The sequence below is a fragment of the uncultured Methylibium sp. genome (genome assembly GCF_902826655.1).
GTDB lineage: Bacteria > Pseudomonadota > Gammaproteobacteria > Burkholderiales > Burkholderiaceae_C > Methylibium.
This window is the reverse complement of record NZ_CADEFR010000004.1, coordinates 1-23997: the sequence shown is the minus strand read 5'-3', so window position 1 is coordinate 23997 and position 23997 is coordinate 1. Positions and strand designations below refer to the sequence as shown.

29 protein-coding genes are annotated in these 23997 nt (G+C 64.9%); 14 read left to right on the top strand and 15 right to left on the bottom strand.

Annotated features, from left to right (window positions below):
* Positions 1 to 154 precede the first annotated feature (154 nt).
* The 5 genes from QZV97_RS03075 (at position 155) to QZV97_RS03055 (ending at position 3243) form a co-directional block, all read left to right on the top strand.
* Positions 155 to 472, top strand: a complete 318-nt coding sequence (locus QZV97_RS03075; RefSeq protein WP_295638274.1) for a hypothetical protein — start codon at positions 155 to 157, stop codon at positions 470 to 472.
* Complete coding sequence (locus QZV97_RS03070; RefSeq protein WP_295638271.1) at positions 463 to 1911, top strand: UvrD-helicase domain-containing protein; 1449 nt, start codon at positions 463 to 465, stop codon at positions 1909 to 1911. The genes QZV97_RS03075 and QZV97_RS03070 overlap by 10 nt, the downstream gene beginning before the upstream one ends.
* Before the next feature lie 62 nt (positions 1912 to 1973).
* Entirely contained in the window at positions 1974 to 2384 is a 411-nt protein-coding gene (locus QZV97_RS03065; protein WP_295638268.1) for a hypothetical protein, read from the top strand.
* Positions 2381 to 2638, top strand: a complete 258-nt coding sequence (locus tag QZV97_RS03060; protein WP_295638265.1) for a hypothetical protein — start codon at positions 2381 to 2383, stop codon at positions 2636 to 2638. The genes QZV97_RS03065 and QZV97_RS03060 overlap by 4 nt, the downstream gene beginning before the upstream one ends.
* Positions 2635 to 3243, top strand: a complete 609-nt coding sequence (locus QZV97_RS03055; protein WP_295638262.1) for a thermonuclease family protein — start codon at positions 2635 to 2637, stop codon at positions 3241 to 3243. Before QZV97_RS03060 ends, QZV97_RS03055 begins: the two co-directional genes overlap by 4 nt.
* Before the next feature lie 249 nt (positions 3244 to 3492).
* Here QZV97_RS03055 and QZV97_RS03050 read toward each other — a convergent pair whose 3' ends face one another.
* Together QZV97_RS03050 and QZV97_RS03045 are read right to left on the bottom strand one after the other, a co-directional pair.
* A complete protein-coding gene (locus tag QZV97_RS03050) occupies positions 3493 to 3855 on the bottom strand; it encodes a hypothetical protein (RefSeq protein ID WP_295638259.1) in 363 nt (120 codons plus the stop codon).
* A gap of 78 nt (positions 3856 to 3933) precedes the next feature.
* Positions 3934 to 4197: a hypothetical protein gene (locus QZV97_RS03045; RefSeq protein WP_295638256.1), complete on the bottom strand. Its 264-nt coding sequence runs from the start codon at positions 4195 to 4197 to the stop codon at positions 3934 to 3936.
* 101 nt (positions 4198 to 4298) lie between these two features.
* On the opposite strand from QZV97_RS03045, the gene QZV97_RS03040 reads away from it, so the two are divergent.
* Positions 4299 to 4514, top strand: a complete 216-nt coding sequence (locus QZV97_RS03040) for a hypothetical protein (protein WP_295638252.1) — start codon at positions 4299 to 4301, stop codon at positions 4512 to 4514.
* Here the strand turns inward: QZV97_RS03040 and QZV97_RS03035 are convergent.
* From QZV97_RS03035 to QZV97_RS03025, 3 genes are all read right to left on the bottom strand, one after another.
* Positions 4491 to 5006, bottom strand: a complete 516-nt coding sequence (locus tag QZV97_RS03035) for a hypothetical protein (protein WP_295638249.1) — start codon at positions 5004 to 5006, stop codon at positions 4491 to 4493. The genes QZV97_RS03040 and QZV97_RS03035 overlap by 24 nt on opposite strands.
* A gap of 245 nt (positions 5007 to 5251) precedes the next feature.
* Positions 5252 to 5461 carry a hypothetical protein gene (locus QZV97_RS03030; RefSeq protein ID WP_295638245.1) on the bottom strand — a complete coding sequence of 70 codons (210 nt, stop codon included), beginning with the start codon at positions 5459 to 5461 and terminating at the stop codon, positions 5252 to 5254.
* Between the two features lie 5 nt (positions 5462 to 5466).
* The gene (locus tag QZV97_RS03025) at positions 5467 to 5631 is read right to left on the bottom strand and encodes a hypothetical protein (RefSeq protein WP_295638242.1); all 165 of its coding nucleotides are present in this window, start codon (positions 5629 to 5631) and stop codon (positions 5467 to 5469) included.
* An 800-nt stretch (positions 5632 to 6431) separates the two neighbouring features.
* On the opposite strand from QZV97_RS03025, the gene QZV97_RS03020 reads away from it, so the two are divergent.
* Genes QZV97_RS03020 through QZV97_RS03010 form a run of 3 tightly spaced genes read left to right on the top strand, consistent with a single transcriptional unit; the run spans position 6432 to position 8035 of the window.
* Positions 6432 to 6719, top strand: a complete 288-nt coding sequence (locus QZV97_RS03020; RefSeq protein WP_295638239.1) for a hypothetical protein — start codon at positions 6432 to 6434, stop codon at positions 6717 to 6719.
* A gap of 33 nt (positions 6720 to 6752) precedes the next feature.
* The gene (locus QZV97_RS03015; RefSeq protein ID WP_295638236.1) at positions 6753 to 7208 is read left to right on the top strand and encodes a hypothetical protein; all 456 of its coding nucleotides are present in this window, start codon (positions 6753 to 6755) and stop codon (positions 7206 to 7208) included.
* Complete coding sequence (locus tag QZV97_RS03010; protein WP_295638233.1) at positions 7205 to 8035, top strand: hypothetical protein; 831 nt, start codon at positions 7205 to 7207, stop codon at positions 8033 to 8035. The genes QZV97_RS03015 and QZV97_RS03010 overlap by 4 nt, the downstream gene beginning before the upstream one ends.
* Positions 8036 to 8816: 781 nt before the next feature.
* Here QZV97_RS03010 and QZV97_RS03005 read toward each other — a convergent pair.
* From QZV97_RS03005 to QZV97_RS02995, 3 genes are all read right to left on the bottom strand, one after another.
* Positions 8817 to 9362: a hypothetical protein gene (locus QZV97_RS03005; RefSeq protein ID WP_295638230.1), complete on the bottom strand. Its 546-nt coding sequence runs from the start codon at positions 9360 to 9362 to the stop codon at positions 8817 to 8819.
* 10 nt (positions 9363 to 9372) lie between these two features.
* Positions 9373 to 10215: a hypothetical protein gene (locus QZV97_RS03000; RefSeq protein WP_295638227.1), complete on the bottom strand. Its 843-nt coding sequence runs from the start codon at positions 10213 to 10215 to the stop codon at positions 9373 to 9375.
* 145 nt (positions 10216 to 10360) lie between these two features.
* Positions 10361 to 11656 carry a phage integrase N-terminal domain-containing protein gene (locus QZV97_RS02995; RefSeq protein ID WP_295638224.1) on the bottom strand — a complete coding sequence of 432 codons (1296 nt, stop codon included), beginning with the start codon at positions 11654 to 11656 and terminating at the stop codon, positions 10361 to 10363.
* Between the two features lie 1023 nt (positions 11657 to 12679).
* On the opposite strand from QZV97_RS02995, the gene QZV97_RS02990 reads away from it, so the two are divergent.
* From QZV97_RS02990 to QZV97_RS02975, 4 genes are read left to right on the top strand one after another with little or no spacing between them, the layout of a single operon-like run.
* Positions 12680 to 13732 (top strand): PRTRC system protein D, encoded by a 1053-nt coding sequence (locus QZV97_RS02990; protein WP_295638221.1) that lies wholly within the window; start codon positions 12680 to 12682, stop codon positions 13730 to 13732.
* On the top strand, positions 13729 to 14007 hold the full coding sequence (locus tag QZV97_RS02985) for a hypothetical protein (protein WP_295638218.1): 279 nt from the start codon (positions 13729 to 13731) through the stop codon (positions 14005 to 14007). Before QZV97_RS02990 ends, QZV97_RS02985 begins: the two co-directional genes overlap by 4 nt.
* A 49-nt stretch (positions 14008 to 14056) precedes the next feature.
* Positions 14057 to 14476, top strand: coding sequence for a CFI-box-CTERM domain-containing protein (locus tag QZV97_RS02980; RefSeq protein WP_295638215.1), 420 nt, complete (start codon positions 14057 to 14059; stop codon positions 14474 to 14476).
* A 13-nt stretch (positions 14477 to 14489) separates the two neighbouring features.
* Positions 14490 to 15041, top strand: a complete 552-nt coding sequence (locus QZV97_RS02975; protein ID WP_295638212.1) for a PD-(D/E)XK nuclease family protein — start codon at positions 14490 to 14492, stop codon at positions 15039 to 15041.
* A gap of 345 nt (positions 15042 to 15386) precedes the next feature.
* Here QZV97_RS02975 and QZV97_RS02970 read toward each other — a convergent pair whose 3' ends face one another.
* Positions 15387 to 16481: a S49 family peptidase gene (locus QZV97_RS02970; RefSeq protein WP_295638208.1), complete on the bottom strand. Its 1095-nt coding sequence runs from the start codon at positions 16479 to 16481 to the stop codon at positions 15387 to 15389.
* Positions 16482 to 16649: 168 nt separating this feature from the next.
* Positions 16650 to 17261 (bottom strand): hypothetical protein, encoded by a 612-nt coding sequence (locus QZV97_RS02965; RefSeq protein WP_295638205.1) that lies wholly within the window; start codon positions 17259 to 17261, stop codon positions 16650 to 16652.
* Between QZV97_RS02965 and QZV97_RS02960 the strand changes: the two genes are divergently transcribed.
* The gene (locus QZV97_RS02960) at positions 17260 to 17673 is read left to right on the top strand and encodes a hypothetical protein (RefSeq protein WP_295638201.1); all 414 of its coding nucleotides are present in this window, start codon (positions 17260 to 17262) and stop codon (positions 17671 to 17673) included. The genes QZV97_RS02965 and QZV97_RS02960 overlap by 2 nt on opposite strands.
* An 11-nt stretch (positions 17674 to 17684) precedes the next feature.
* Here the strand turns inward: QZV97_RS02960 and QZV97_RS02955 are convergent, their stop codons facing one another.
* The 5 genes from QZV97_RS02955 to traN form a co-directional block, all read right to left on the bottom strand.
* On the bottom strand, positions 17685 to 20591 hold the full coding sequence (locus tag QZV97_RS02955) for a conjugal transfer protein TraG N-terminal domain-containing protein (RefSeq protein WP_295638198.1): 2907 nt from the start codon (positions 20589 to 20591) through the stop codon (positions 17685 to 17687).
* 26 nt (positions 20592 to 20617) lie between these two features.
* Positions 20618 to 22051 (bottom strand): conjugal transfer protein TraH, encoded by a 1434-nt coding sequence (locus QZV97_RS02950; RefSeq protein WP_295638195.1) that lies wholly within the window; start codon positions 22049 to 22051, stop codon positions 20618 to 20620.
* A 9-nt stretch (positions 22052 to 22060) separates the two neighbouring features.
* Positions 22061 to 22924: a conjugal transfer protein TraF gene (gene traF / locus QZV97_RS02945; protein WP_295638192.1), complete on the bottom strand. Its 864-nt coding sequence runs from the start codon at positions 22922 to 22924 to the stop codon at positions 22061 to 22063.
* Positions 22925 to 22935: 11 nt separating this feature from the next.
* Entirely contained in the window at positions 22936 to 23310 is a 375-nt protein-coding gene (locus tag QZV97_RS02940) for a hypothetical protein (RefSeq protein WP_295638189.1), read from the bottom strand.
* The coding region (traN, locus tag QZV97_RS02935) for a conjugal transfer protein TraN (protein ID WP_295638185.1) at positions 23307 to 23997 on the bottom strand (691 nt) is incomplete at its 5' end. The genes QZV97_RS02940 and traN, both read right to left, overlap by 4 nt.

The window sequence follows — 23997 nt, the reverse complement described above, 5'->3', positions numbered from 1 at the left end:
ACGATCCGCGCGTATCGGATGCACCTTTCCTCCCGGATTTCCGCTGGCGCGCGATGGCGACAGTCGCGAGCATTGGTGCCGTCGCCGGCTCGGAGAGGCACGCGGGAGCCTGCGCGGTAGGGCGAGGCTTGAAGAAGCCGATGCGACTTCGAGAATGACTATCGCCTCGACACCCGAAAGGAATGGCATGACGTTTGCGGATGAGCTGCAGATCGCCGGATGGTTGCTCACGGTGGTGGGCCAGATCCAAGTGGCGCTCAAGCAGCGGCAAGGTTTCATCACCTGGATCGTCGCGAACGCGGTCCTGATCGCGTTGTGCGCCCTCGTCGGGCTGTGGTGGAGCATCGGCATGTACGCGACCAACGTGGCCGTGTGCGCGTGGTCGTTTGTTCGGTGGAGCGCCGATGCGGCCGGACCGCGACGCTTGTTTGCCAAGCGCACCGCGCGCTGGAGCGCGTCTCCATGGAGCTGACCGAAGAGCAGACGCGCATCGTGCGGTCCGGCAGTCGCCGACTCGCCGTGCAAGCCGGCGCAGGCGCGGCAAAGACGACGACGCTGTGCGCTTACGCAGACGCGCGGCGCGGCGCCAGGGTGCTCTACCTGGCGTTCAACAAGGCGATTCAGCTCGAGGCGGCGGCCAGGATGCCGCCCAACGTCACGTCCCGTACGACGCATTCAATCGCCTGGCGCAAGGCGAAGGAGCTGTTCGGCGAGCGTGCGGCCGAGCGCGTAGGCAACACATACCCTTCGACGGTGGGCAAGGCGTTCGGATGCGGGCCGTTGGTCGCTGCCGGGGCGCTGCAGGCCATCCAGCGCTGGTGCGGATCGCTGGAGCCGCAGCTCGGTCTCGATCACGTTCCCCCCGACATCGCGGCGCGCATGGCGGATCCCTCCGTGCTCGTGCGCGTGGCGCGCGAGGTGTGGCTGCGGATGACCGATCCGCGCGAGCGGGAGATCAAGCTTCCCCATGACGGCTACCTCAAGCTGTTCCAGATGGACCGACCGGCGCTCCGGGGGTACGACGTGATCGCGGTCGATGAAGCGCAAGACCTGAATCCCTGCACGTTCGACATCGTCCGAGGGCAGGCCGCTTCGGTCGTGATGGTGGGCGACGCCGCGCAGGCGATCTACTCGTTCCGCGGCGCGACGAACGCGCTCGTCCTGTTCGACGCGCAGGAGCGGTTGCCGCTGACGAGAAGCTTCCGGTTCGGTCGCGGCATTGCGAGTCTGGCCAACGCGCTGCTCTCGGCTTTCAAGGAGGGGTTCGATCGTCCGCTCGTCGGTGCCGGCCAGCCGCAGGAGACGCGCATGTCGATCGACACGCGACAGGCGTTCGCCGTCATCGCGCGCACCAACGCCGCTGTTTTCGAGGAAGCGGTCGCGTTCCTGTCACTGAACCGCCGCTACCACTTCGTCGGAGGGTCCGAGGGCTACAAGCTGGAGAAGATCCTCGACACCTACTACCTGTCTGCCGGCGACCGAGGCCTGATGCGCGACGCCTACCTGCGCTCGTTCGCGTGCTTCGACGATCTGTGCGAACTTGCCGAGGAAGCGGAGGACCCGGAGCTGAAGCACCTGGTGCGCGTCGTGCAGGACTATGGTCATCGGGTGCCGGCGCTGATCGACGAGATCAAGGCGCGGCACGTCGACGTGGGCAAGGAGGACTGGCGGCGGTTCGACGGGGTCTTCTTCAGCACTGCCCATAAGTCCAAGGGCCTGGAGTTCGAGCAGGTGTGGCTCGCCGACGACTTCCTGCGGTTCTTCGAGGACGGACGCGAGCTCCGCGTCGACGAGGTCGAGCAGGAGGAAATCAACATCCTCTATGTCGCGCTGACGCGCGCAAGGGCAGCGATCCGCCTGTGCGCGAGCTTCGAGGAGTGGCTGCAGCATCGACAGCTCATGCCCGCATAGCGCAACTTGACCGGGCGATGCGGCGCGAGACGATGCAGCAACCGAAGACTCGGAGGAGGTGCATGGAATCGGCAAGGACAGCGGCCGGCAACCAGGCCGCGGCGATGGCCGGGGCTGCTGCCATGGATGCCACGAGCGCTGTCAAGGGGCCGCCCGAGGCGGCAGTTCTGCTGCTCTCCGAACTACCCCGAGGCCACGACCTGCGCACATGTCCGCTGGGGCAGGTCGGCGCCGAGTGCCGGAACAAGCTGGGCAAGGAATGGCGAAACGTCGCGCGCTGGCGCATCGCGGCGAACAGCTATGACGAGCTGGCGGGCGCACTGGCGCGGGTGTGCGGTGCAGTGCGCATGATGGAAGGCCTGGACGCCGGACGAGTCGCGAAAATGCTGCGCGACTGCATCGAGCACGTCGAGGCGGTCGGCCAAACGTCAGCGCGGGGCGAGGGCATGGTCGCGCGGGCGAGTCGGGCATGACGACGAAGCCGACCCGTCCCGTACGCCGGGAGACCTCGGCGCTGGTGCGCGATCGTGGGCTTCGCCCCGTGATCGTGACGGTGGTGGGCAGCGTCATCGAACTGCGGGCCAAGGGCCTGCGCACCACGGAGACGATCGACGTGGCGTGGTGCTACCGCGCTGCCGTGATGCAACGAGTGTCGCGCCAGCGGGTCGAGCGCGCGAAGGTCAAGCGGACTGTGGGCGCGCGAGCATCACTGAAGGAAAGACGATGAGTGAAGGAAGGGAAGCGCTCGGAATGACGTGCCGGACACGGGGAGTCGGCGCGATCACGGCGTTGCTGCTCGCGTCGTTGCTCGTCGGGCCGTTGCTGCTTCAGCCGCAGGCCCGCGCGCAGGACCGCCCGGCCGTCGCCGCGACCACGCACGCGGTCGCTCGTTTGCCGGAGCACGTCGCGCGGGGCGAAGTGACCGGCATCAGCGACGGGGACACGCTGTACCTGCAGGTGGAAGGCGCTCAGTTGCGCGTGCGCCTGGCGAGGATCGACGCGCCGGAAAGGAAGCAGGCGTTCGGCCGGCGCTCGGAGCAGTCGCTGCGTGAACTGGTGTGGAAGCGCGTGGTCACCGCAAAGTGGCACCAGGTCGATCGCTATGGGCGACCGATTGCCGAGGTCTTCGTCGACGGGTTCGACGTCAATGCGGAGCAGGTCCGCCGCGGCATGGCCTGGGTCTATCTCGCCTACTCGCGGGATCCCGACCTCATCCGGCTCGAGGAGGAAGCGCGCGCCGACCGCCGGGGACTCTGGTCGGAGTCGAACCCAGTCGCACCGTGGGTCTGGCGCAAGCAGCACGTGGCGACCGGGGACGAATCGCGGAGCTGAATTTGGCTGCCGGCCGCGCGAGAACTGTTGTCGCCGGAAAGAGGGGATCGTAGAAAAGAAAAACCCCGGCAAGCCGGGGTTCAAGTTTTGGAGCGAGCGTCTTTGCGACCTCCGAAGTCGGGGAAGAGCGGGTGCTGCGGTGGATGCTCCATCGCGGCTCTCTCGCGCAACCTGCTGCAGTAGGCGAGAACCACGACAGAAGTCCCCCAGACCGTGAGCGCCAGCCAGGCTATCGCCAGTCCGGCCAAGTCAGGGTCGGTGTTGAGGGCGCTTGCCACGGATTCCAGAAGTGCTTGCATGTTGCTGCTCCTCGGGCCCTTGCGAGCCCTCCTTCTCCTCGATGCTGAGGAGAATGACGGCCAGGGTCTGCGCGACCAGCCAGCCGATCACCACGATGACCATGTAGGCCAGCGAGCCCTTGGCGAAGCCAAGGTATGCGTTCGCTGCCGCCAAGATCCACGACGCCTTCTTCAGCGCGTCGGCCGCGCTGATGCGGGCTGTTTGTTGAAGAAGATCGTGAGGCGGCGGCGCTGCTCGACCTTGAGTCGAGCGCGTTCGGTGCGAGGTGCCATACGAGTCGTCCTTTCTTGTTGTCGAGAAGGACGCCTCCACCCGACCGGGGAATGGCGCGCCCCGCTCGGGTTCTTGGAATGCAGGTGTCGAGCACCTGCGTGATTCGCGGCCACTGTTTCAGGCCGCCGCGCGCACCGGTTCTGCGAGCGTGAGCCACGGCGCCAGGTAGTCCTGGCCAGCCGCGGCGTGGATGTGCTCGACCTGCTGCTGGCGCAGGAGGTGCTCGAGCTTGAGCAGCAGATGACGACCATGCTCCGCGACATCTGCGGGCGCGTCCTGCACGCCGTTGCGAACCACCTCGATGTAGTGGCTCAGCATGGGCGCCGGCGCGATCGCAGCATCGAGCTCGATCATCGTCAGTGCTTCGTTCGTAATCGTCATGACTTGGATCCTTGTGGGAGATTCGTTGAACCTCGACGTGGGACACTCTTGACGCTCGGACAGCAACTGCTGCCGAGCACGGAGATCCGCAGGACATCGAGATGATTCGGCTTGGAAACAGCATCCGGCTCACCCGACGCGAGGTCGAGCGCTTCACGAAGATCACCGGCATGCCGCCGGTGCACGTGAAGACGCTCGACGACCTCGACGAGTACATCGGGAAGTGCAAGGTCCATTTCTGGGGCGTGTCGGAGGACACGCGCTTCCTGCACTTCCTTCTGGACGAGGAACGCTCACGCTGCCTTGGCGCTGCGTGATTCCCCGGCTTCGCCCGCCGCGGAGCCCGGGACATCGGCGCCAGAAGTGAACCGACCTTTCGCGTGCGCGAAGTCCGGGTCGCTGCGGAGAGCCGATGTGCGGGCCTTGGCGGGCTCCCTGCGAACAGGGGGCATGGCTTCGACGGCCACGCTTGCACCGAGGGACAGTGCGGCGCGCACGAGGCGAAGCGGGCCCAGGACCACGAAGTCCAGGGCATGGCGCACGAAGGCACCGATGCGCTCGATCCGTGCGTCGGCGGCCTTCTGCTCGCGCAGGGTCGTCCTGGCCCGGATGTACAGCGCCAGGTGCGTGCGCTTGGATTGCAGATCGGCATCGAGTTGCTTGACCACTTCCTCGGCGGTGGAGGTCTGGCCAATGGCTGCGTACAGCTGCGACCAGGCGCGGTCCTCCTCGGCGTAGCGCCGATTCGGAGCCGGTGTGTACTGCCGCGGCTGGGGTTGATGCTGCTCGTTGCTGAGGGCTTCGGACATGGCGTCTCTCCTGTGTCGAGCAGGGAGACGAACCGTCCTTTGGCGGGGACAGCCGGTCCCCGCTGGGGTAGCATGGAATACCGCTTGCGCGGCACCCCACATGAAAGCCTTCACGATGACTCGTTCCGGCACTTCTCTTCAGATGATTGAAGGCGGGCGGGCCGCGCTCGAGAGGGAACTGCTGTGGGCGGCGGCGTTGAACCGGCCCACGTTCGAATCCCTCCTGAGGCGGCTTACCCCTGCGGCTAACGACGCCCTTGCGAGCGTGTCGCCAGGTTCTGACGAATCAGGACCTCCTCATCGATTAGGCGCAGCATCCGACGCAGATCGGAGCGAACGCCCGGCTCAGTGACGGCGGCCTGCGTGGAACGCAGGCGCTGCTTCATCTGAGCCAGTTCACCCTCGTTGGCATCGTCGAGCCAGCGAAGGAACTGCTTCCACTCGTCCTTGTCCATTGCGTTCACGCAGCCAAGGGCTGCGCGGCGGGCTGGACGACCGCGTCGACCGCTTGACGGCAGATCGGCGCGAGCAGGGCGGGGAGCTTCACGGTCGGCACCGCAACGAGCGGGGCACGGCCGGAACCGCCAAGCAGGCGGCACACGAGTCGAGACGTGTTGGTCGACATGGTCGTTCTCCTTTGCGTGAGCAAAAGGGGAACACCACGCCCCCTGGATTGGAGAAACGATGTTCCCCATTCCGGGTTGCAGGCGCCGCGAACGCGGGCCCAGAAGTAGCGAAAAGACCCAAGCCGAAGCATTGGGTCTTTCGCACGATCAGGAAGGCTGTGACCTTCCCAAGGATGAGCAGTCCGGCATCACGGACTGCGACTTCGGTGGACTCGCCATCCGCGAGGAATGACGTGTCGAGACACGAAGCACTGCAGCGAACTTGCAGCAGCTCCTTCGAGACCACTGACGATTCGCCACCGCTCACCGTGCCGTGATCCGATGTCTCGAGATCGAAGCGCGGGAGCAAAGCTTCAAGCGTGATCGTGACGGCCAGGCGCAGCTGACTGCTGCGGGCAACACGACCCCTCGAACCGCAGAGTGATCAGCGGCTCGACGATTCGAACAGCGCTTAGCGCGCCGTCCAGTCCCTTGCGGGATTCATCGCTTTCGCGACATGGCCAACGAGTGGCCGCTCCTAGTGCGGGTCACGACCGCTAACGCCAAGGTGCAGGAGCCCCTTGGGACTTCACGTCAGAACCGACGACGGTTCGGAATGAAGGCTGTGTCGGCACGAGCGCCAACAGGAAGCTTGGTTACTCTGCCACCGAAGCGGCCGCGCCGGTAGTCCCGTAGCACGCGTGTCGCATGCACATCGGTGTCGATCCGGCCACTTCGTGGCCGACGCTTCGCGGCCGAGGGGTGCGACGGGTGCGCACAGGGTTGATCGCTCTCGAAGAGCTTCAACACTGGCAGCACCATGAACCTCACCACGCGCACAAGCATGGCGGAATTGGCCCGCCGGATCTTCAGCACCCTGTCGGGCACTTCGGGCGAACTCGTACCGGGCCCCTTCGAAGGAAGCGACGCGCAGCTGGCGCTGACGCTGCCCAACGGCGCGCTCGTTTCGATACTGCCCGACGTCGACATGCCCGCCATGTACGAGATCGTCCGCCTCGACACGATGGCTCTCGTCGTGGACAAGCTGACCAGCGACCGTGTCATCGACCTTCTCATGGAGGAGGCCGGCCTTGCCGCCGGCTCCTGAGGCAACAGGGCCATGGGTTACCTCAATCCCCTCATGAGGCTGCCGGCCGCACGGGCACTTTTGGCCCTCAGCGAAAGGGAGCGCGTCGCGCTGCGCTCGCTGCTGCTCGACCTGCGCAGCCGGGCCAATGCCGAAGCGGAGACGGCTTGGGCAAGGCGCAAGGGCCCCATGGCTTGCTACTGGCGCGCTGTGGCCACCTATGCGCGGCACATCGCTCACCTGCTGAAGGGAGGTGATGTGCCGCCGGCTGCCGAGCGCGACGAGGTCCAGCGCCTGCTGGTCGAGCTCGACATCGCGCGTCGCCAAGTCGAGGACTTCATCGCTGCAGCACGCTCCGCGGTCCCGGAGGCCGAGCACCCGAAGCACGAATCGCCGCACAACTGGGCGTGGCAGGTGCGCCTGCTCGGACAGGATCGGCGGGCAGCGTACGAGCAGCTGGAGCAGGTACGGCAAGGGCTCGGGCGCGCAGCGCGGACGGTGGTCGCATGAGGGGCGCCCAGTTGGGGCAGCAACTCTCGCTGTTCGAATCGTGCCAACGGTGGCGAGGTGGTCGAGAAGCCTTTCGGCCTGCGGGAGAGCCCTTCGAGCCGGCGAGGTACTGCGTCGAGCAGGTAGACTTCTCCACGGCCAAGCGGTTCGTCCTCGAGCATCACTACAGCGGCACGATGCCTGCCGCGCGCCTCGAGCTGGGGCTGCTCCAGAAGCCGTCTCGCTGGCGCCGCGAAGAGGTCGCCGGCGTGATCGTCCTCTCGGTGCCAGTGCAGGAACGCGCCATACCCGCCTGGTTTGACGGCATGCATCCTCGATTGGGGATTGAAATCGGGCGCCTCGTCCTGCTGGACGACGTGCCGGCAAACGGCGAGACGTGGTTCCTCGGAAGAGCGTTCCGTCTCATGCGCCAGCTGCTGCCCGAAGTGCGCGGCGTGCTGTCCTATTGCGATCCGATGGAGCGTCGCGATGCGCATGGCCGCGTCGTGAAGCGAGGCCATATCGGAACCGTGTATCGGGCCTTCAACGGCCGGTACGTAGGGCGCTCATCACCGCGCGTGATCACGGTCTCGCGCGATGGAAGATGCGTCAGCGAGCGCGCGTTGTCCAAGATCCGCGGTGACGAACAAGGTGCCGCGTACGCGGTGCGGCAGCTCACTGACATGGGAGCCCCTGCGAGGGATGAAGGCGAAAGCGGAGCTGCTTACGTAGAGCGTGCGCTGCGCGCCGGCGGCTTCTCGCGCGTACGGCACCCCGGCAACCTGACCTTCACGTGGCGCGTGGATGGCGGGCAGCCCCGTGGTCAAACAGCCACGCGAGCACCGTAGCCTGAAGCCAGCAAGGAGGTTCGACGATGGTGACGCAGCAGGCGCCTAGCCTTCCGTCCGGGCTCGTGAACGCGCCGTTCGAGCAGGTCGGCAAATTCGTGATGCGCGTCGGCATTCCGCACAGGGGTGGACGCCTCGCGTTTCACGCCTTCAACGAGGGTTACGCCGCGATGGTGAGCGCGAGCGCGTTCTGGAGCCACAGTGCAGGGGCCTTCCGTTTACCCCCGGGCCACCGACCTGCAGGAAGTCGACTTCGCGCTCGCCAGTGCCGGATTCACGGCAATGCAGTTGTGGAAAGCGAAGGGCACGCAGTTGGGCATGGCCGGCGTCTTCCCGTGGACTTACGCGCAGTACGTCGAGCTCGCATCGATGAGCGGCGCGAGTTGGTGGTCGCAGCCGGACCTGTGCTGCGAGCCGGAGATCGCGGCCAATCGGGAGGAGGTGGACTATCGCGTCCGGGCGACAGCGACGTTGCTGGAAGGCGTCCTGCGCATCGTCTATGGGTGGCAGAACGAACTGGCGAGGACATGCTCGCCGCGCACGGTGGCCAGTATGCTGCCTCCGCCGGTGCCAGTGATCCAGGGGTGGTCACCGGACGACTATCTGCGCAGTCTCGATCTGCTCGACAAGGTGTGGTCGCGGTGGCAGCCCTGGCTCGCGGCGCCCGCGCTGATGGGGGTGGGCTCCGGCGCGGCAGGTCGCTCCGGCGCCCGGGGATCAGTACCGGTTTCGATTCGCGTGACGGACGGACGGACCGGCGCACGGCTGCCGCCGGCAGCCTCTAGAAAGGGCGATCGTCGCGATCGTCAGGACGCCCGAGGCCATCGGCGGGGCCGAACAGCGGAGGAGGCTCGCGCTGCTCGTCGGTTTGCGGCGAAAGCAGTGCTGGCGCCTGCAGCGTCCAATCGGACGCCACCGGCAGCGGGGCAGGCGTGGCCTGCGACACACGACCGGCCAGGGTCGAGCCGGTGAACAGCGGCGGGCGCTCGCTGGTCGCGGGCTCATCGAACATGCTCGTGTGCGTCGGACCCGACAGTCCCCAGATGCTGAACGCGTTCTGGCGTGGCACGACTCGCCTAGCCTTCGACAGGTTTGCCTTGCGCTGTCGTGTCGAGCCGGGCGGAAGGGCGCGTTCCTGGCGGAGCAGGTGACGCTCGAACTCGGAAGGGCTTCCGGCGTCGACGGCGTCGAGTTCCGTGCGCAGACGTGGCGGCATTGGCACGGGCGTGGTCGCATCCGCGGCTGAGCGCTCGGGCCGCAGCGGCTGCTCGGCGGCGCGGACCAGGTTGCGCAGGCCGTGTCTGATCCGATCAAACAGCCTCTTCATGAGGGGCCCGTCAATGCAGCGGACCGTCTTCGACGTTCGCCTGAGGGCCCTCTGCGGCGAGAACCGCAGCTTCGGCGTCCGCGATTGCTTGGCACCACTCCGAGCGCGCGATCGGCTCGAGGTAGTGGCGGGGCATGTCGATCATCGACAGCTCGCCTCTGGGAATGAAGACCACGTCGCCGTCTGCCATGCTGAGGCATACGGTATCCACGCGCGCGCGGGACATGATCGCCTTGCACAAGTGCCACTCATCATCGCGGTGGATCGTCCTTTGCTCATGGCGGCCATCCACGAGGTGCAAATGGGTGGCGACCAATCGCTCGAACACGAGATCCTCCGTCCATTCGCCGCGCGCGAACTCCTGTTGGGCGAGCTCGAGGGCTTCCAGTTCCGCAGCGTCGGTCGTGCCCGCCTCGGTGTACTGGTGACCATTGCTGAGCGCGAAGAGGACGGTTTCGGCGATCTTGTAGTACGTCTGTGTCCGCAGGTCGTAGCTGTCCCAGTCCAGTTCGTCGTCGTCCTCCGGAAAGTCCTCGTCGTCGCTCAGCAGCCGCATCTGCTTGACCGCCAATGCGTTGACGACGAGGACGCGGTTGTTCAACGTGAGGGCGTGAATCCACGGATGCTCGGGAGTGGCCTCCAAGATCGCGGCCGCGAGGTTGTCGTGCTCATGCTGGTCAATCGGATACCAGCGGCTGTGGGTATGACCTGGCAGTAGGACTCCGAGATGGCCCCACAGTGGACGTCGAGTCTCCTCGACAATTCTGCGGGGGTCGTCGAGTTCAAAGCCCGTGTCGGATTTCAGGGCAGCCAGCAGGTCCGCGGGCCAAAGGTCGAACGTTCCTGACTTCATAGGATGCCTCCAAGGTGGGTTGTGACGAGAGCCCCTCTCGGGGACTTGCTGGGTGATCTTGTTGAAGAACACCGTTCGGCACCATTGAGAATCCGGCCCAAAGTCGGCCCGGAATGGGGGGTGGTCAGCATCGCGAACATCTCCGTCAGATCGGGTCGCCGGCGCTGCCGGACTCGTCCGCTGAAGCCGGGCAGCTTGGCGCTTCTTTCCGCAAGACAACTGACTGGCCCAAATAGCAGGAAGTGACCTGAAGCCGGTTGTGGCCGAGGACCCGCGCCGCGCGCTGCCGAGCAGCCTGGTCGTGCGGAGGCGGTGTCTCCGCGCCGCGCACCGGGGATGGACCACCGGCGTCAGCCTCGTAGGCGTCGTTGACTCGTTGGTGCCGCAGGCCGTGTGCGACGACGCCCAGCGCCTTCTTCGATATGCCGCACTTGCGGATGACGTAGTAGAAGCGCGACTGCGCCTGAAGGCTCGTGATGCCCGGTCGGCCGACGTACATGCCCGGCGCGACTGCCGCCCTGACGCGTACGAGCAGGGCGCGTTGCGACTCCGCGACTACAGGCACGTCGCGGGGCCGGCCGCCCTTCGCGCCATGGGAGACGCGAACGAAGGTGTTGCATTCCGGGAACGCGGCGGCGTCAATGGGGTTGGCTGCTTCCCGCGGGAGGACCGCGCTGTGCGGGCGGAAGTGCCGCGCTTCCTTGCCGCGCATGCCGAACTCCGCGCACAGCTCGACCTGCAGGCCGACCCACGGATCGAGAGCGTAGATCTCGGCGATCTTCGCCGCGATGTCGACGTTGCGTGCCGACCAGCTGCGGTCGCGCGTGGCCACCTGCGTGCGGTGGGCGTGCTCGGACTCGGTGCCGACGTAGTACTGCGGCTCACGCACCATGCCAGGCTTGCCGATCCAGCCGGCGAACGTCCGAAGGAAGCTCAGGTAGTTGTGGATCGTGGCCGTCGCCAGGCCCCGCTCGATCCAGCGGCCAACCATCACCTCGATGTGGCGGTTGGCGAGCTGACGGGGGTCGAGGTTGCTGAAGCGGGTGTGCCGCCGCAGCTCGCGGAAGAAGCTCACCAGGAATCGGTGACGGTCGACCATCGTCTTGAACGACACGCCCTTGTGTTTCGCGCTGTGCTCGTGGTTGTGCTTCTTGAGGATCGCGCCGAGGACGCGGATGTAGTCGCGCGTGCCAATTGGCAGACGCTCGAGGATGGCGTCGGGGTCGTCTGCCGACGCAGGCGCACGGCGCGCCGCGTGGCCAGGTGATGAAGGAAGCGCACGGTCAGTGCCGGGCCGAGGCACTCTTTTCGCAGACATGGGCATCTCCAGGTCAGGGCCGCTTGAGCCAGGGCGGCCGTTGAACGGGGCGGAACGCGAAAGCCTTGCAGCCGCGCACAGGCGTTCCCGTTCAGCGCGCGGCTTGAGGTCGTGAGAAACCATCTGCGCGGCAGACCTCGATGCCACGGAGACGCGTCCAGGGTTCGCAGCCGCGAGCGGCCGCCGGTGGGGCGTAAAAAAATCGACGCTGGGTAGATCGCGCGCATTTCGGCGCGAGATCCCCGTGCACCCTACGGTGCGGGCGGCGACGCCTCAGTGGGTGTCGCCCGCCGTCCCAGGCACTGCTCGCCTGGGCTCATCAGGTTGTTCGTGAATCCCGGTGCTTCCCGTTGGACGCTCGCCCTACCACCAGGCGAGAACGGGGCCACGTCTGCATGCGCGCGGCGCACCTCAGCGGGGTGACGACGCGCGTTCGCCCTCTAGGGACGGTCGACGAAAGCTCGGGAGTGTCAGCGCGCTGCTCCATGGCAGCGCGGTGCGAAGGCCGGCGCGCTCGGACGGCGGCGCCAGCGGCATCAAAGGTTAGGTCCGAAGAACGGATCGATGGGAAGGGGGAAGGTCACCGCGTCGGGCGCGGCGGGCTCTCGAAGGAGCAGGATGCCTGTGCGGGTCACGACCGCTAACGGCTGCTTCGCGGCTCAGAGGCCACCGGACACAGCGTCCGGCCTGCTTGCGATGCTTCGATCTTGTGGCAGGCACACAAGGCTCGGGATGCAGTTGACACCATCGCCTTCGATGCTGTCAAGAGACGTCGTGTGCGCCCAATGCGTTGACACACACGAATTAGTTGCTAAACGGCATCCACGGCCCGATCTCCCAGAGGTGTTGACAACGTCTTTGCTAGACCTCTCGTTTGGCATCCGGCGTTGGATGGGCGCTTTGCACGCGCTGCCGGCCTGCGATGTGGCTCGCTCTCATGGGGCTCTGGCACCTTCAAGGTCCTCTACCGAGGACCTTGCGCCGAAAGGATCTGAGGCGAGGGTCCTTTGCTGGTCCTCGTGAGCGGACTCCGAGCGGACAAAGCAGCCCGATTCTCGGGGCGAGTTCGGGCGGATTTCCGCTATGCACCTCGCGCCAGTCGCAGCGATGCTTCGGGCGTCATCCGCACCGAGAAGGGTAGTCAGCATGGGACCGACCGTCAGAGCCATCGACGTGGGCTTCGGCAATACGAAGTACGTCGTCTCGTCATCCACAGGGAAGCTTGAATGCAACCACTTCCCGTCGATCGCGTACTTCAGCATCGACGACAAGGCGCTGGACTCGATGGGCACCCGGCGGCGGACCGTCGCACCGCTGGTCAACGGCCTCTACTACGAGGTGGGTCAGGACGTCGAGCTGGCCTCCGATCGTTTCCGGTCGCGCAACCTGCATGACGGGTTCATCGAGACGCCCGAGTACCGTGCGTTGATGGCCGGTGCGCTGCACTACATGAAGGTCGACAAGGTCGACCTGCTGGTCCTTGGCCTGCCAGTCGCTCAGTACCTGGCCAAGAAGTCTGCGCTGGAGCGCATCGCGGGCGATTCCATCGACGTCGGCAAGAAGCGGAAGGTGAAGATTGGCCGCGTGCTCGTCGTGGCCCAACCCCAAGGCGCGCTCTACGCCTACGCGACGCAGATTGGAAGCGCTGCCTCGATCGCTCAGGGCCGCAGCTTGGTGGTCGATGTCGGGTCGAGGACCTTCGACTGGCTGGTCACCCGCGGCATGAAGGTGGTGACGAAGATGAGCAACTCGGTGACCCGTGGCGTCTCCGACGTCCTGATCGGAATAGCGGCGCAGATCGGAGCCGAGATCAAAGAAGACTACAGGGACTTGGAGGCGATCGACCTCGCCCTTCGCACCGGCAAGTGCCTGCGCGTCTACCAGAAGGAGTACCACCTGAAGCGCTACGACACGCTGGTGCAGAAGATCGCCGATCAAGCCGTGATCTCGATGGTGCAGAGCATGGACGGCACGTACGACGTCGAGAACATCGTGCTGGTTGGCGGCGGCGCGCACTTGTTCCGGAAGGCGATCAAGAAGCACTTCCCGCGCCACACGATCCACGAAGTCGCCGACCCGATCTATGCGAACGTTCGAGGCTTTCAGCTGCTGGGCGAGCAGCACGTGCGCGAGAAGCCGGAGCACTTTGCCGAATCAGCCCCAACTGCCGGCGGCGCTCAGGAGGCGGTGCAACCATGAACGCGGGCAGCGACAACAAGCTGCTGATGAAGCTCACCATCGCGGCCGACGAAACGCCCGAGCTCTTCCGGGCCCTCGCAAGCGTGAAGGATGCGCGACGCAGGACCGGGCGCCTGAAGGATCTGGCGAGCAAGGGCTTCATGGTTGAGCGGTCCGGCATTGGCATCTCGGCCAGCGAACCGGCACCACGGGTTGCCGGCTCGACCGCTGAAGGCCTCAGGCATCTGCCACCCGGCGACACCGTGGCGTCAATGCTCGATTGGGAGCACAGCTAGACATTCACAGAGGGCGCCGGTCGTGGTCAGGAAGCCAGACGACAAGTTCGTGAGCGCGAGCGAGATCGCCAGGCTGGCGTACTGCGAGCGGCAAGTCGCATTCGACGCCGCGTTCGGCCGCCGGCCAACGCTGCATCAGCGCCGCGCGCAGGAGCGCGGCCGAGGCGCACACGAGGAGTTCTATCGTGAGAGCCGGCGCATCGCAAAGGCCAGCGAGCGAAAGGGGCGGTGCTTCGTCGCCACCCTGGCGCTGGGTGACTGTCCGGAGACGCGCGCCTTGCGAGCGTTTCGGGACCTGCATCTGCGCAGATCCGTTGCCGGGAGGTGGCTCATCGCCGTGTACTACAGGTTCTCGCCGCACCTCTGTCGCTGGATGGAGACGAGGCCGACGCTGGTGCGCGCATCTCGGCCGCCGCTGCGTGCATTGGCTCGGGTCGCCGCCGCCCTGGTCGACAGGACTGCGAGGTAGTGTGAGGTAGAGGATGCAGGAAGGCTGGAGCGCCATCGTCGTCGTACTGCTGTTCGTCGGATCGGCGGTACTGTTCGTTCGGCTGCGGCAGGGATCGGCTACCAGCGACGACGAACGAGGTCTGCCTCGCGCACTGATCGGGGCGGAGATCGCCTATGCCGAACGCACATTCAGGTCGGTCCGCACAAGGCTGGTCGCGCGGCTCGATCGCGCCTACCGTGTCGATGGCGAACTGAAGCTCGTCGAGCTCAAGACCAGGGCACGCGACGTCGTGTACATGTCCGACATCGTCGAGATGTCGGTACAGCGAATCGCGGTCCAGGACGAAGCCGGCGAAGCGGTCTCGTCCGACGCCTGGGTCGTCGTTCAGAACGGCGACACCGGATCTCGTCGACCTCACAAGGTCCGCCTGCTCGACCGCGACGAGATCGCGAGGTTGGCGGAGCGCTATCGGGACGTCGCCGGCGGCCGAGTCACCGCACCGCATCCCGCTCGATCGCTGTCGCAGTGCCGGCAATGCACGCACTGCGACCGTTGCTCGGCCACCTTCCGCGACCGGGGCTGAGGCCGACGGCGCTATTCGCGCAGACGCGCACGCCGCCTGCGCTCCAGGGCAACGTGGCGGCCGATGACGAGCATGACGGCCAATGCCCAGACGGAGCGACCGACCAGGAGGTAAACGCCGATCCGGGACGGAAGCAGCGCCGCGGCGACGAGCAGGCCGGGCGTCGAGTCCCACAGGATGAAGCGGTCACACGAGCGCGTGATCCGGTTGAAGTGTTCTTCGTCGAGCTGGCGCAGGTAGTGACGACGCGACCTGGCTACAAGGAAGGCCGCAAGCAGTGGGACGGCCCATCTTGGAGCTGGTCGCGGCCGTCGACATCGGTCCCACCGGGAGCGCGGCGCCTGCTCAGCGCACTTCGGGGACCGAGCCCCACAGTCGCTGGACGGAGCCAACGATCACGTCCTGTAGCGTGCGGCCCAACAGCGGCAGGCTCTGAGCGTTCGGACCGAAGTCGTAAGTGCGGAGGCCCCACGTCGCGCTAACGTACTCGTCGATGGTCCCGACGACATCAATCAGGCCAAGGTCCTTGGCTTCAGGGCCAGGCCAGACTTCGCCGGTCGCCACGTCCACACCCTGCTTCAAGCGGGAACCGCGCCGTGCCTTGACCTCTTCCAGGAAGGCCACGCCGAGCTGATCGACCAAGCGCTGCGCCTTCGCGTCAACCTCCGGCGTGACGGGCGTGAAGGGGTTGAGGAAGGCTTTGAGCTTTCCGGAGGCATAGACCCGCTGGCTGATATCGACCTTGGCGATGGCGCGATCGAACTGCCACGGGGCCATGATCGCGCCGATCGAGCCGACGAGCGAGTACCTGCCGGCGACGATCTTGTCGGCATGCAGCGCGATCATGAACGCCGCGCTCGCGCCGATGTTGCTGATGACCGCGACCACCGGCTTGGAGTGCTTCTTCTTCAAGGTGCCGATCGAGGTGGAGATGCGTTCCGACTCGACGGGCGCGCCGCCAGGGCTGTCGATGGACAGGACGACAGCCTTGACGTTCGGGTTGGCGAAGGCCTTTTCCAGGAGCGGAACGATGGACTCCGCGGATGCCCGTTCGTTCGATGCGATCGGACCCTCGATCCTGACGACGCCGACAACGTCACCGAACGGCCCCCAGCGGAAGCCGGTCGAGCTGAGGAAGAACAGCAGGTACACGACGCCGAGAACCACCGGGAAGCAGAAGACCAGCGCCTGGAAGAGCATGCGCCAGCGACGCTCGGACCTACGCTCGGCCGCGGCGAGTTTCTGGGCCTCGTCGAAGGACTCGCGCTGGCCACGCATCTCGCGGACGAGTTCCAGAAGCACACCGGCCTGCGACCGTTCTCCGCGGGATGAAACGGAGGTCCCGGGCGATCGCTTGAGCTCGTCGTACAGGTCGGCAGGCTGAGCGGATTCAGAGGGTCTGTCGGGCGAAACGGAAGATGACTGCTCGTCCTGCTGCATGGTAGGTCTCCGGCTGAGGCAACGTTGGCGGAAGCGAGCACCACAATAGGAGAGCGCGCTCCGCGCTGCCACCGGAAATGCTGGGGTCAAATGCCCGAGAAGAGGGACCTGCCCCGGCGACCGGATGGAACCGAAGGTTCCTGACGTAGAGGACCGGCGGAGTACCGGCTACTTCTTGCAGCCACCGCCCTGGAGCAAGAATGAGAGGTTGACCTGGCCGCAGTCTTTCTTCTGCTCCGCCGAGGAACCAGAAGCTCGTGCGGTGGAACCGGGGTCGCGAGCGGCGGCGGCAAGGCGTGCTTTCAGGGACTCCATGGGGTCAGCACGCTCGAGCTCAGCGAGCTTCGCGGCGAGTTCTTCGCGCTTGGAGATCACACATCGAAGCTCGAAGCCAGGCTCTGCTTGACCAGCGAGTGGAACAGAAACTTCGCTTCGCTTGACCCCGGCAGAGGCGCAAGCAGAGTTGGCCACCTGGGTCAATGATGGGGGATCGACGCTGACCGTTGCCAATCCTTGCAGGATGAGAAGTTGGCCATTCGAGCACTTGGAAGCGACGAACAGGGCGGCAAGGCGAAAGAACGCGTCTATCTGATCCTTTGGATCGGCTCCGGCGGGAATGAGGAGAACCGAGCCGAGGTAGCCGGTAGTGTTGTGGGTGAGGTCGCAGACAGAGTCATCGGTCGCCTTGTTTGGCCGCATTGACACGGCTTGAGCGGCTGTGTGGATCCCAACGGCGATGGTTAGAGAAAGGGCGAGCAGACGGAGGCGATCAAGACACATGTCGATCCCCTTGACGGGCTGGGAAGAACAGTATAGAGATGCGCAGTTGAGGGTGGCTAAACTTGTTGGTGAGAGGGCGAAACACCACCTGGAGAGAACGATGGGTAGAGGCGGTAGAGCGATCGTGGCGTTCGTAGTGTCTGGTGCACTGGCCGCAGTGTCGGTCACGTCGCGTGGCGCGTTCGTTGTTGGCTTCTTCTTCCTGTTCTTCGGATCGATTGTGGGTCTTCTTGTGTGGCTCGCAGGTGGTCGGTGGAACAGCGCAGGAAGCACGTTGCTCGAAGAGGACATGGAGCCGAAAGCGATTGACCATCGAGATCCGTTTGTTGACGAGTTAGGCGTTCATCGTTATCCGGGAGACGTGTTTGACCTAGAGAACCATCCGACGCCAGGGGCGCACGGAAAGTTCTAAGGGAACCTCAACTACTTCATCTTTCGCTTGCCATCCACCGGACGCATGGTTGGAACTTCGGGCGTAGCTTCAATATCGCGAGCGCGTTGAGCCCCAGCGTTTCGAGCACGGGCCTGTGCGGCCGCAGCGGCAGCTCGATCGGGAGCGCCGTTGACGAGTTCACCGACGTTGTCGGCCAAGTTGGACACATCGTCGCGAAGCTGCCTCGCGTTGCCAAGAACCTGAGAACGTTTTGTGCTGACGGTTCCATCAGGGTTACGAGTGATCTCATTTCGAGCGTCAAACGTGGCGGCGGCTGAAGGAGCAGTGCCTGCAACAGCATTGCGCGACGAAACGTCGTCTCGCAAGCCACGTAGGGCTTCAGGGACATCAGGGGCTTGCAGCGCGTGGGTGCTGATTCCGGGCGCAGCGGAGCGATCGTTGGATTTGTCGGCGGCGCTGACCCTGGAGCGCGAGAACAACGGATCAGCCAAATCAACTTGGCGCGAAGCCTTGATATCGGAAAAGGAAGCCGGCAGCGCGGAGGCAGACGAAGGGTCGCGAATAGGGGGCAGCGCCCGGGTAGCAAGCTCGCTAGTCATTGCCGCCTGAAGCGCGAGGCTGTCGGAACCGTACTCAGAGGCCAGACGCTGATAGCGCCGCATGAAGTCTGAGTTGGCTGGAAGTTGCGCGAGATCGATGGACAGAGTCTCACCACGTTCGTAGGCCGTCGACAGACGCTCGGCAACGGCCTGCCGCTCAGCGTATGTGGACTGAGCGGACTCGACTCGAGATGTCGCACTGGAGAGTCGTGACGCGAGCTCCTGACCATCACGGCTGTCAGCGCCGAGGGAACGAACGAAGGACTGGTCACGGCTCGCACGATCGTGAAAGGATCGGAACTCTCTTAGCTGGTCGGTCGTAAGCTCGTTGGCTACCTTTTGTTCTGCCTCACTGAGTGAATTGCTATATGACTTGCCTGCGGAGCCCATCGCGCTACCCTTGATCGGGCTGATACCAGGTGTGCCAACGCCCCCTGAAAGCTGGAATCCGATCTGTTGGACTTGCTGCGCGCTCAGGCCGGTCGCCCTTGCGATGCCCTCGGAAATCGTTCGGATCCGATCAGCTGACTGGCCAAGCTCCTCGCTGGTGGAAAGGGATTGAGCACTCGAAGTGTTGGAAGACTGAAACCGTCCAGACGCGCGGGATACGGTGTCGGCGAGCATGGACGAAAGTTCGCTGCTTGCAGAAACAACATCCGAGCGCGCGGCTTCCGCAGCACGCGACGCTTCGGTAACGTTGCTCTGGCTGACCCTCGATGAGACGACGCGCGACGTGGCACCTTCGTTCCGGAGGAACGAAATCGCTTGCGCGCCGTTGCCAGTCGTGGTGGTCCAGTTGCCATCGAGATCCTGCTCACGCGAAACCCAAGGGTTCGAGGCCGACGGGCTGATGACGCGCTGGTCCATCGTGACGTTGCCCATGTTGGAGTTACCTAGCGCAGCCGCGGCGCTGGGGCTGGCAGAAAGCGATGCGGACTGAAGGCCTTGAAGGCCGCCGACCATTGCCGAGCCGAAGTTGACGAGGCGATTGGCCAACGAGTAGGCGAGCATCGGAATGCCGATGATGAGGTAGGAAACGACCGCCTGGGCAGAGACGGCGTTGGAGTAGATCGGCGAGGCTGACTGCAACGCGAGCGCCTTGACGCCACCGCCAACTTCAGCGGCTGCAGCCTGATCTAGTTGGGAGTAGATCGACGCCATGTAGTTCAGGATGGCGAACAGCGGGGGCCAAAGCTGAATGGAAATCAGCGCAGCCACATAGCCGGTGAGGATGAGCAACGTCGTGCGACCCGTCGAGAGAAACAGCAGCAGAACGATGAGGGGAAAGACCGCGTAGCACATCGCCTCGGCCACGTTGCGAACAACAGGCAGTGCCTGCTCCGCGATCTTGGCGCCGTTGATCCAGGCGGCGTTCTGCGAAGCGACGGCAGAGGCGCGGCCGGTGGCCAGCATCATGCAGGACGGATCGTTGATCTTCTGGCAGCCCATCTCGCCGGCGTCGTTGATCGCGTTGATCATCGCGTTCTGGCGGATCAGGTCGGCCGCCGTGGAAGCGGCCGTCGCGATCTGGCCGCGGATGTAGGCCTGCGGGATCTGGTTGACGACTGCGGCCTGTGCCGCGAGCGAGGAAAGCGACGGGTTCAAGCGCTGACCGAGGCGAGTGGTGAGGTCCGTGATCTGCGCCGGGAGACGACCGTTGATCGAGGTGTACACGGCATCGCACGTGTTGGTGGTCACGCCGGTTGCCGTGGTGACGATGCTGAAACGCGCTGGGTTGGTGGCGCCCATCGTTGTCCAGAGGTCGGCAGACGTGGAGAAGGCGGTCGGAGAGATGGTGCCGTCGGCGATGTCGTAGGCGGTGCAGTTGCTGACGAAGTTGACGAGGTCGGTGCGCACTGCGGGGTCCGGGATGGACGTGCGACGAGTCTCCTGGATGAGTCGACTGCCGAACATCAGGCCGTTCTGCTGATAGGCGAGCTCGGCCGGAAGAGCGGCGGGTCCGGGAAGGACCTGAAACGCGGTCTCGAAGAGTTCGGTAATGGTGTTGCCGATGGTGCTTGTCAAGCCACCGAGTGCGGCCATGCCGAAGGGCACGTTGGCGATGATGCGGTTGGGCGTGCCGCCAGTCTTGTCGACGATGCCCACGGTCACCCTGGGCACGAACAGCACGCCATAAACGAGCACGACGGTGATGAGCCACTTCCACCCCTGAAGCTTCTCGGGTTGGAACATGTAGGCGATCATGGCCGCGACGAACCCGCAGAACGCCACGGCAGCGATGGCGCTCAGGTAGGTATTGGACGCCATGATCGCGGCGATCGCGTTGAAGATGCCGGATAGCGCCTCCGTGTTGTGATAGGCGTAGATCTCCCACACGGCCGTGTCCTCGGAGTGGTGTTGGGCTAGCGAACGCGGTGGGCGTGGCCGAGCATGTCGAGAACATGCGAGGACATGTTGGCCCGGAGGTTGCGCTCGAGTCGCTCGAGGTCCGTGGCCACCGTCGAGACCGAGGTCACCTTCCTGTACGTGTTCGCCTGTTCCTGCTGAAGGCGCGTCATGAACTTGTGGACGTCGTCTCGCTGACGATTGGCGAGCAACTGCTGTTGGGGGTTCAGAAGGTGTTGCTTCGTCAAGGCAGACAAAGCGACGTTGAGGAACTGATTCAGGAACGTAAAGGCGTAGTCGGCGGCGATCACCTCGCGGTAGGTGCCGATCATCATGTCGGCCAGCCCAGACCCAGGGATCGTGTTGCCGATGGAAAGCATGCGCCAAACAGGGATGCTGGTGCTGTTGACGAAGCCGACAGCTACCGAGTTGTTTGGAATGGCCGTCCGCGTGCGAATGTTGTCGGAGATCAAGCGCATCAGGTCCTCGACCCTCTTGGTCAACGGCTCGTGAACATTGGTATTCGTACGAGAGACAACGTCGCAGTCGGTGTAGTTGTTGCACCGGAGCAGTTGCACGTTCACATTGCCACCACCGGCATCGGACTGGCCATACAGGAGCTGAGCAACGGTAGTGATGCTGGGACCGATGTACTCAGGGTCCCGGTTGCTCTCCTGAGCGTGGAAGATGAGAGCGCCAACGACGCTCATCACCATCTCGCGAGCTTGGTCGTCGAGAGTGTCGATGTTCTTCAGCGCCTTCCAAGTGAAGTTCCCAACGAACGGAGCTTGAGCACGTATGTTTGGGTCTGCACTGCTGCGAGCCGACGCGAGGATGCTCGTGCTGTCGGAAGCACAGCGACGCATCGCTGCGTCGATGTCCGTCTCGAGCCCCATCTGCATGGCGAGCTTCGAGCAGGCGCGCTGAGAGTCGTAGCCGACGGCATCGGCAGCAGACGCCACCAGAGCCGTCGCGGTCTCGCAGGAGTTGACACGCGCGTTGTTGATCCAGGTCTCCAGGCCCTTGGCCCACTTGGTCAGGCCACCGAGGAGTGGAGAGACGGCCTCGAGCGCGAGCTGGAACGCGATGCCCGGCAATGCGGCCGTGATATTCCTCAGCATGTTGCGAAACTCGGCCGCCGAGATGTGGGAGAACGACCCGCCGAAGAGATCGATGCCGCCGCAGCCGCCCTTCGCGGACGGGAACTGGATGGCAGCCAGTTGGTAGGTCTTGTTGGGCGAACGAAGGTAGAGGTTGCCGCCGGCATAGGTGTTGAAGGTCTGCCCCTTGAACGCCCCTGGCGCGGTGTAGTTGCCGATCGCGCCGAGGTTGTTGAACATGTTGGTGACCTCGCCATTGAGGTCTGCGGCATACGAGATCGGAGCGCCGAGCGCGAGAGACCAGGCGAGCACGGTGGCCATCGTTTGACGCAAGACGTTACGAACGGTCATGGTCGGCTCCTACTGAAGGGACACGCGGCGCGTCACCGAGGGAACGATGGCTTCGGCACCAGGGGCGGTGACGGTCGCGATGCGTTCCACGAGTTGCGACTCGGAGAGAACACCGAAGCCGATCGGCGTGATCTTTCCGCTGAAGGGTTCGGCCAGGAACACCGCCGGCACCTGGGTCACCTGCAGGGTGCGCGAGATGCCGTTGTCGCGGCGGAACTGCGGGAAGTTGGGAAGGCCACCACCGTCCACGCTGATGGGGACGATCTGGATTCCATGGCGCGCCTGGAAGGCCTCCAGCGTGGGCGCGAAGGCGTGGCAGTACGGGCAGTCCGATCGGAAGAAGAAGAAGAGGACGTGCGTGCGCGAAAGCGACGCGAGCGACTGAGTTCGGCTCTGGGCCTGCTCTCGATCGAAGACCTCGATCGCGCGAGCGTTCACCGGGCGCCCCTGGAGCGTCATGTCCAGGTCCGGTGTCGACCAGGCCACGCGCTGGGCCACATCGGAGAAGTACGACGCCTGGCGCACGACGCGGGCCTCGAGTTCCATGTAGCGGCGGACGTTGGACTCGGTCGGGCGAATGATGGCGATGTTGCGAAACTCCTCGAGGCGTTTTTGCAGGCGCTCGAACTCGATCAGCTCCGGGGCACGAGTGTCTGGCCGAGGCTTGTCAGCATTCAGCGGCGGCTTCGGCGTGGGAACGGTCTCGATCTCGGGGTCATCGTAGAAGTGCCAGCCACGGCGGTAGTCGTCCCAGAACGGATGGTTGGTGACCGGAGTAGTCGACTGCGTCGCAGCGACGTCGCCGGCAGGCTGCTGCGCCTGTGCAGCGCCGAAGAGCAAGACTGGGAAGAGGAAGAGCAGGCGGGATCGCATGGCGAGGCACCTCACGCAAGGGACTTCGGGGGCTTGCCGTCACGGCAATAGTTCAGGCCGACGTCCACGGTGCGACGCTGCGGCGTGCTGAAACCGGGCAGGTGAAGGCCTTCCTGAGAGAAGGTGACCTTCAGGCGGCTGCAGCCAGGCTGCTGGTAGCGGCGCTCGGTCGAGACGTCGATCAGGATCGGTGTCGACGCCTTGAACTGCTGCGTGATCGCGTCCGCCTGCTTGCCTGAGAGAAAGCCCTGTGCCTGGCCGCTCGGCGAGTCGATCGCGGCCACCATCAACACGCGAATGTCCTCGACGGGGACGCGGGACGAGGAGGACTGTGCCCAGGCTGCGGGCGCAGACAGGCAAAGGACGCATGCGAGGAGGCGGTTCACTGGCACCTCCCTTGGCCGTAGTAGCAGGCCGGAATGCGCGAGGCGTTGTTGCCTTGAAGCGAGGTGAGGTTGGGGTTGGTCGGGACCAGCGACGCATAGAACTCGGTGAAGTCCATGGCGGCGAAGTCGAGGGTCTGCAACTGGGCGACCGTGAAGCCACTGCAATCCGGGTTCCGGGCGTCGCCCCACCCCTTCGCAATCTGGATGCGTCCCTGCTCGTTCACGATTCGCGCCAGCATCGAGTTGAAGCAGCACTTCCCGGTGGTGTGCTCGATGCATGACACGCAGGAGCCAAAAACACGAATGCACGAGGAGCAGTAGCTGCCGATCGTGTGGCACACACGAGCGCCCTCGCGCAGGTCCAGGCGCGCTTCCTCCTCGTTGCAACTGGTGAGCGAGAGGACGACGTAGATGATCGCCGCGATGACCAGCGTCCACGGATCGAAGGCGATGACGAACCCCTCGCCGGCGATGGTGGACGAGGAGTACAGAACGGTCGACCCAGCGGGGAGGGCGGTGCCGTTGACAGCGATGGTGACGCCGTAGGTTGTGAAGGAGCCGCTGTACCCGGCGCCGGTGAGGAGCGCGCTGAGTCCCTGGTAGATGAACTGCCGGTTCTCGGAGTTCATCAGGATGTCGTAGACCAGGCGGGAGCCGCTGCCGAAGACGCTCTGGTTCGTCATGCCG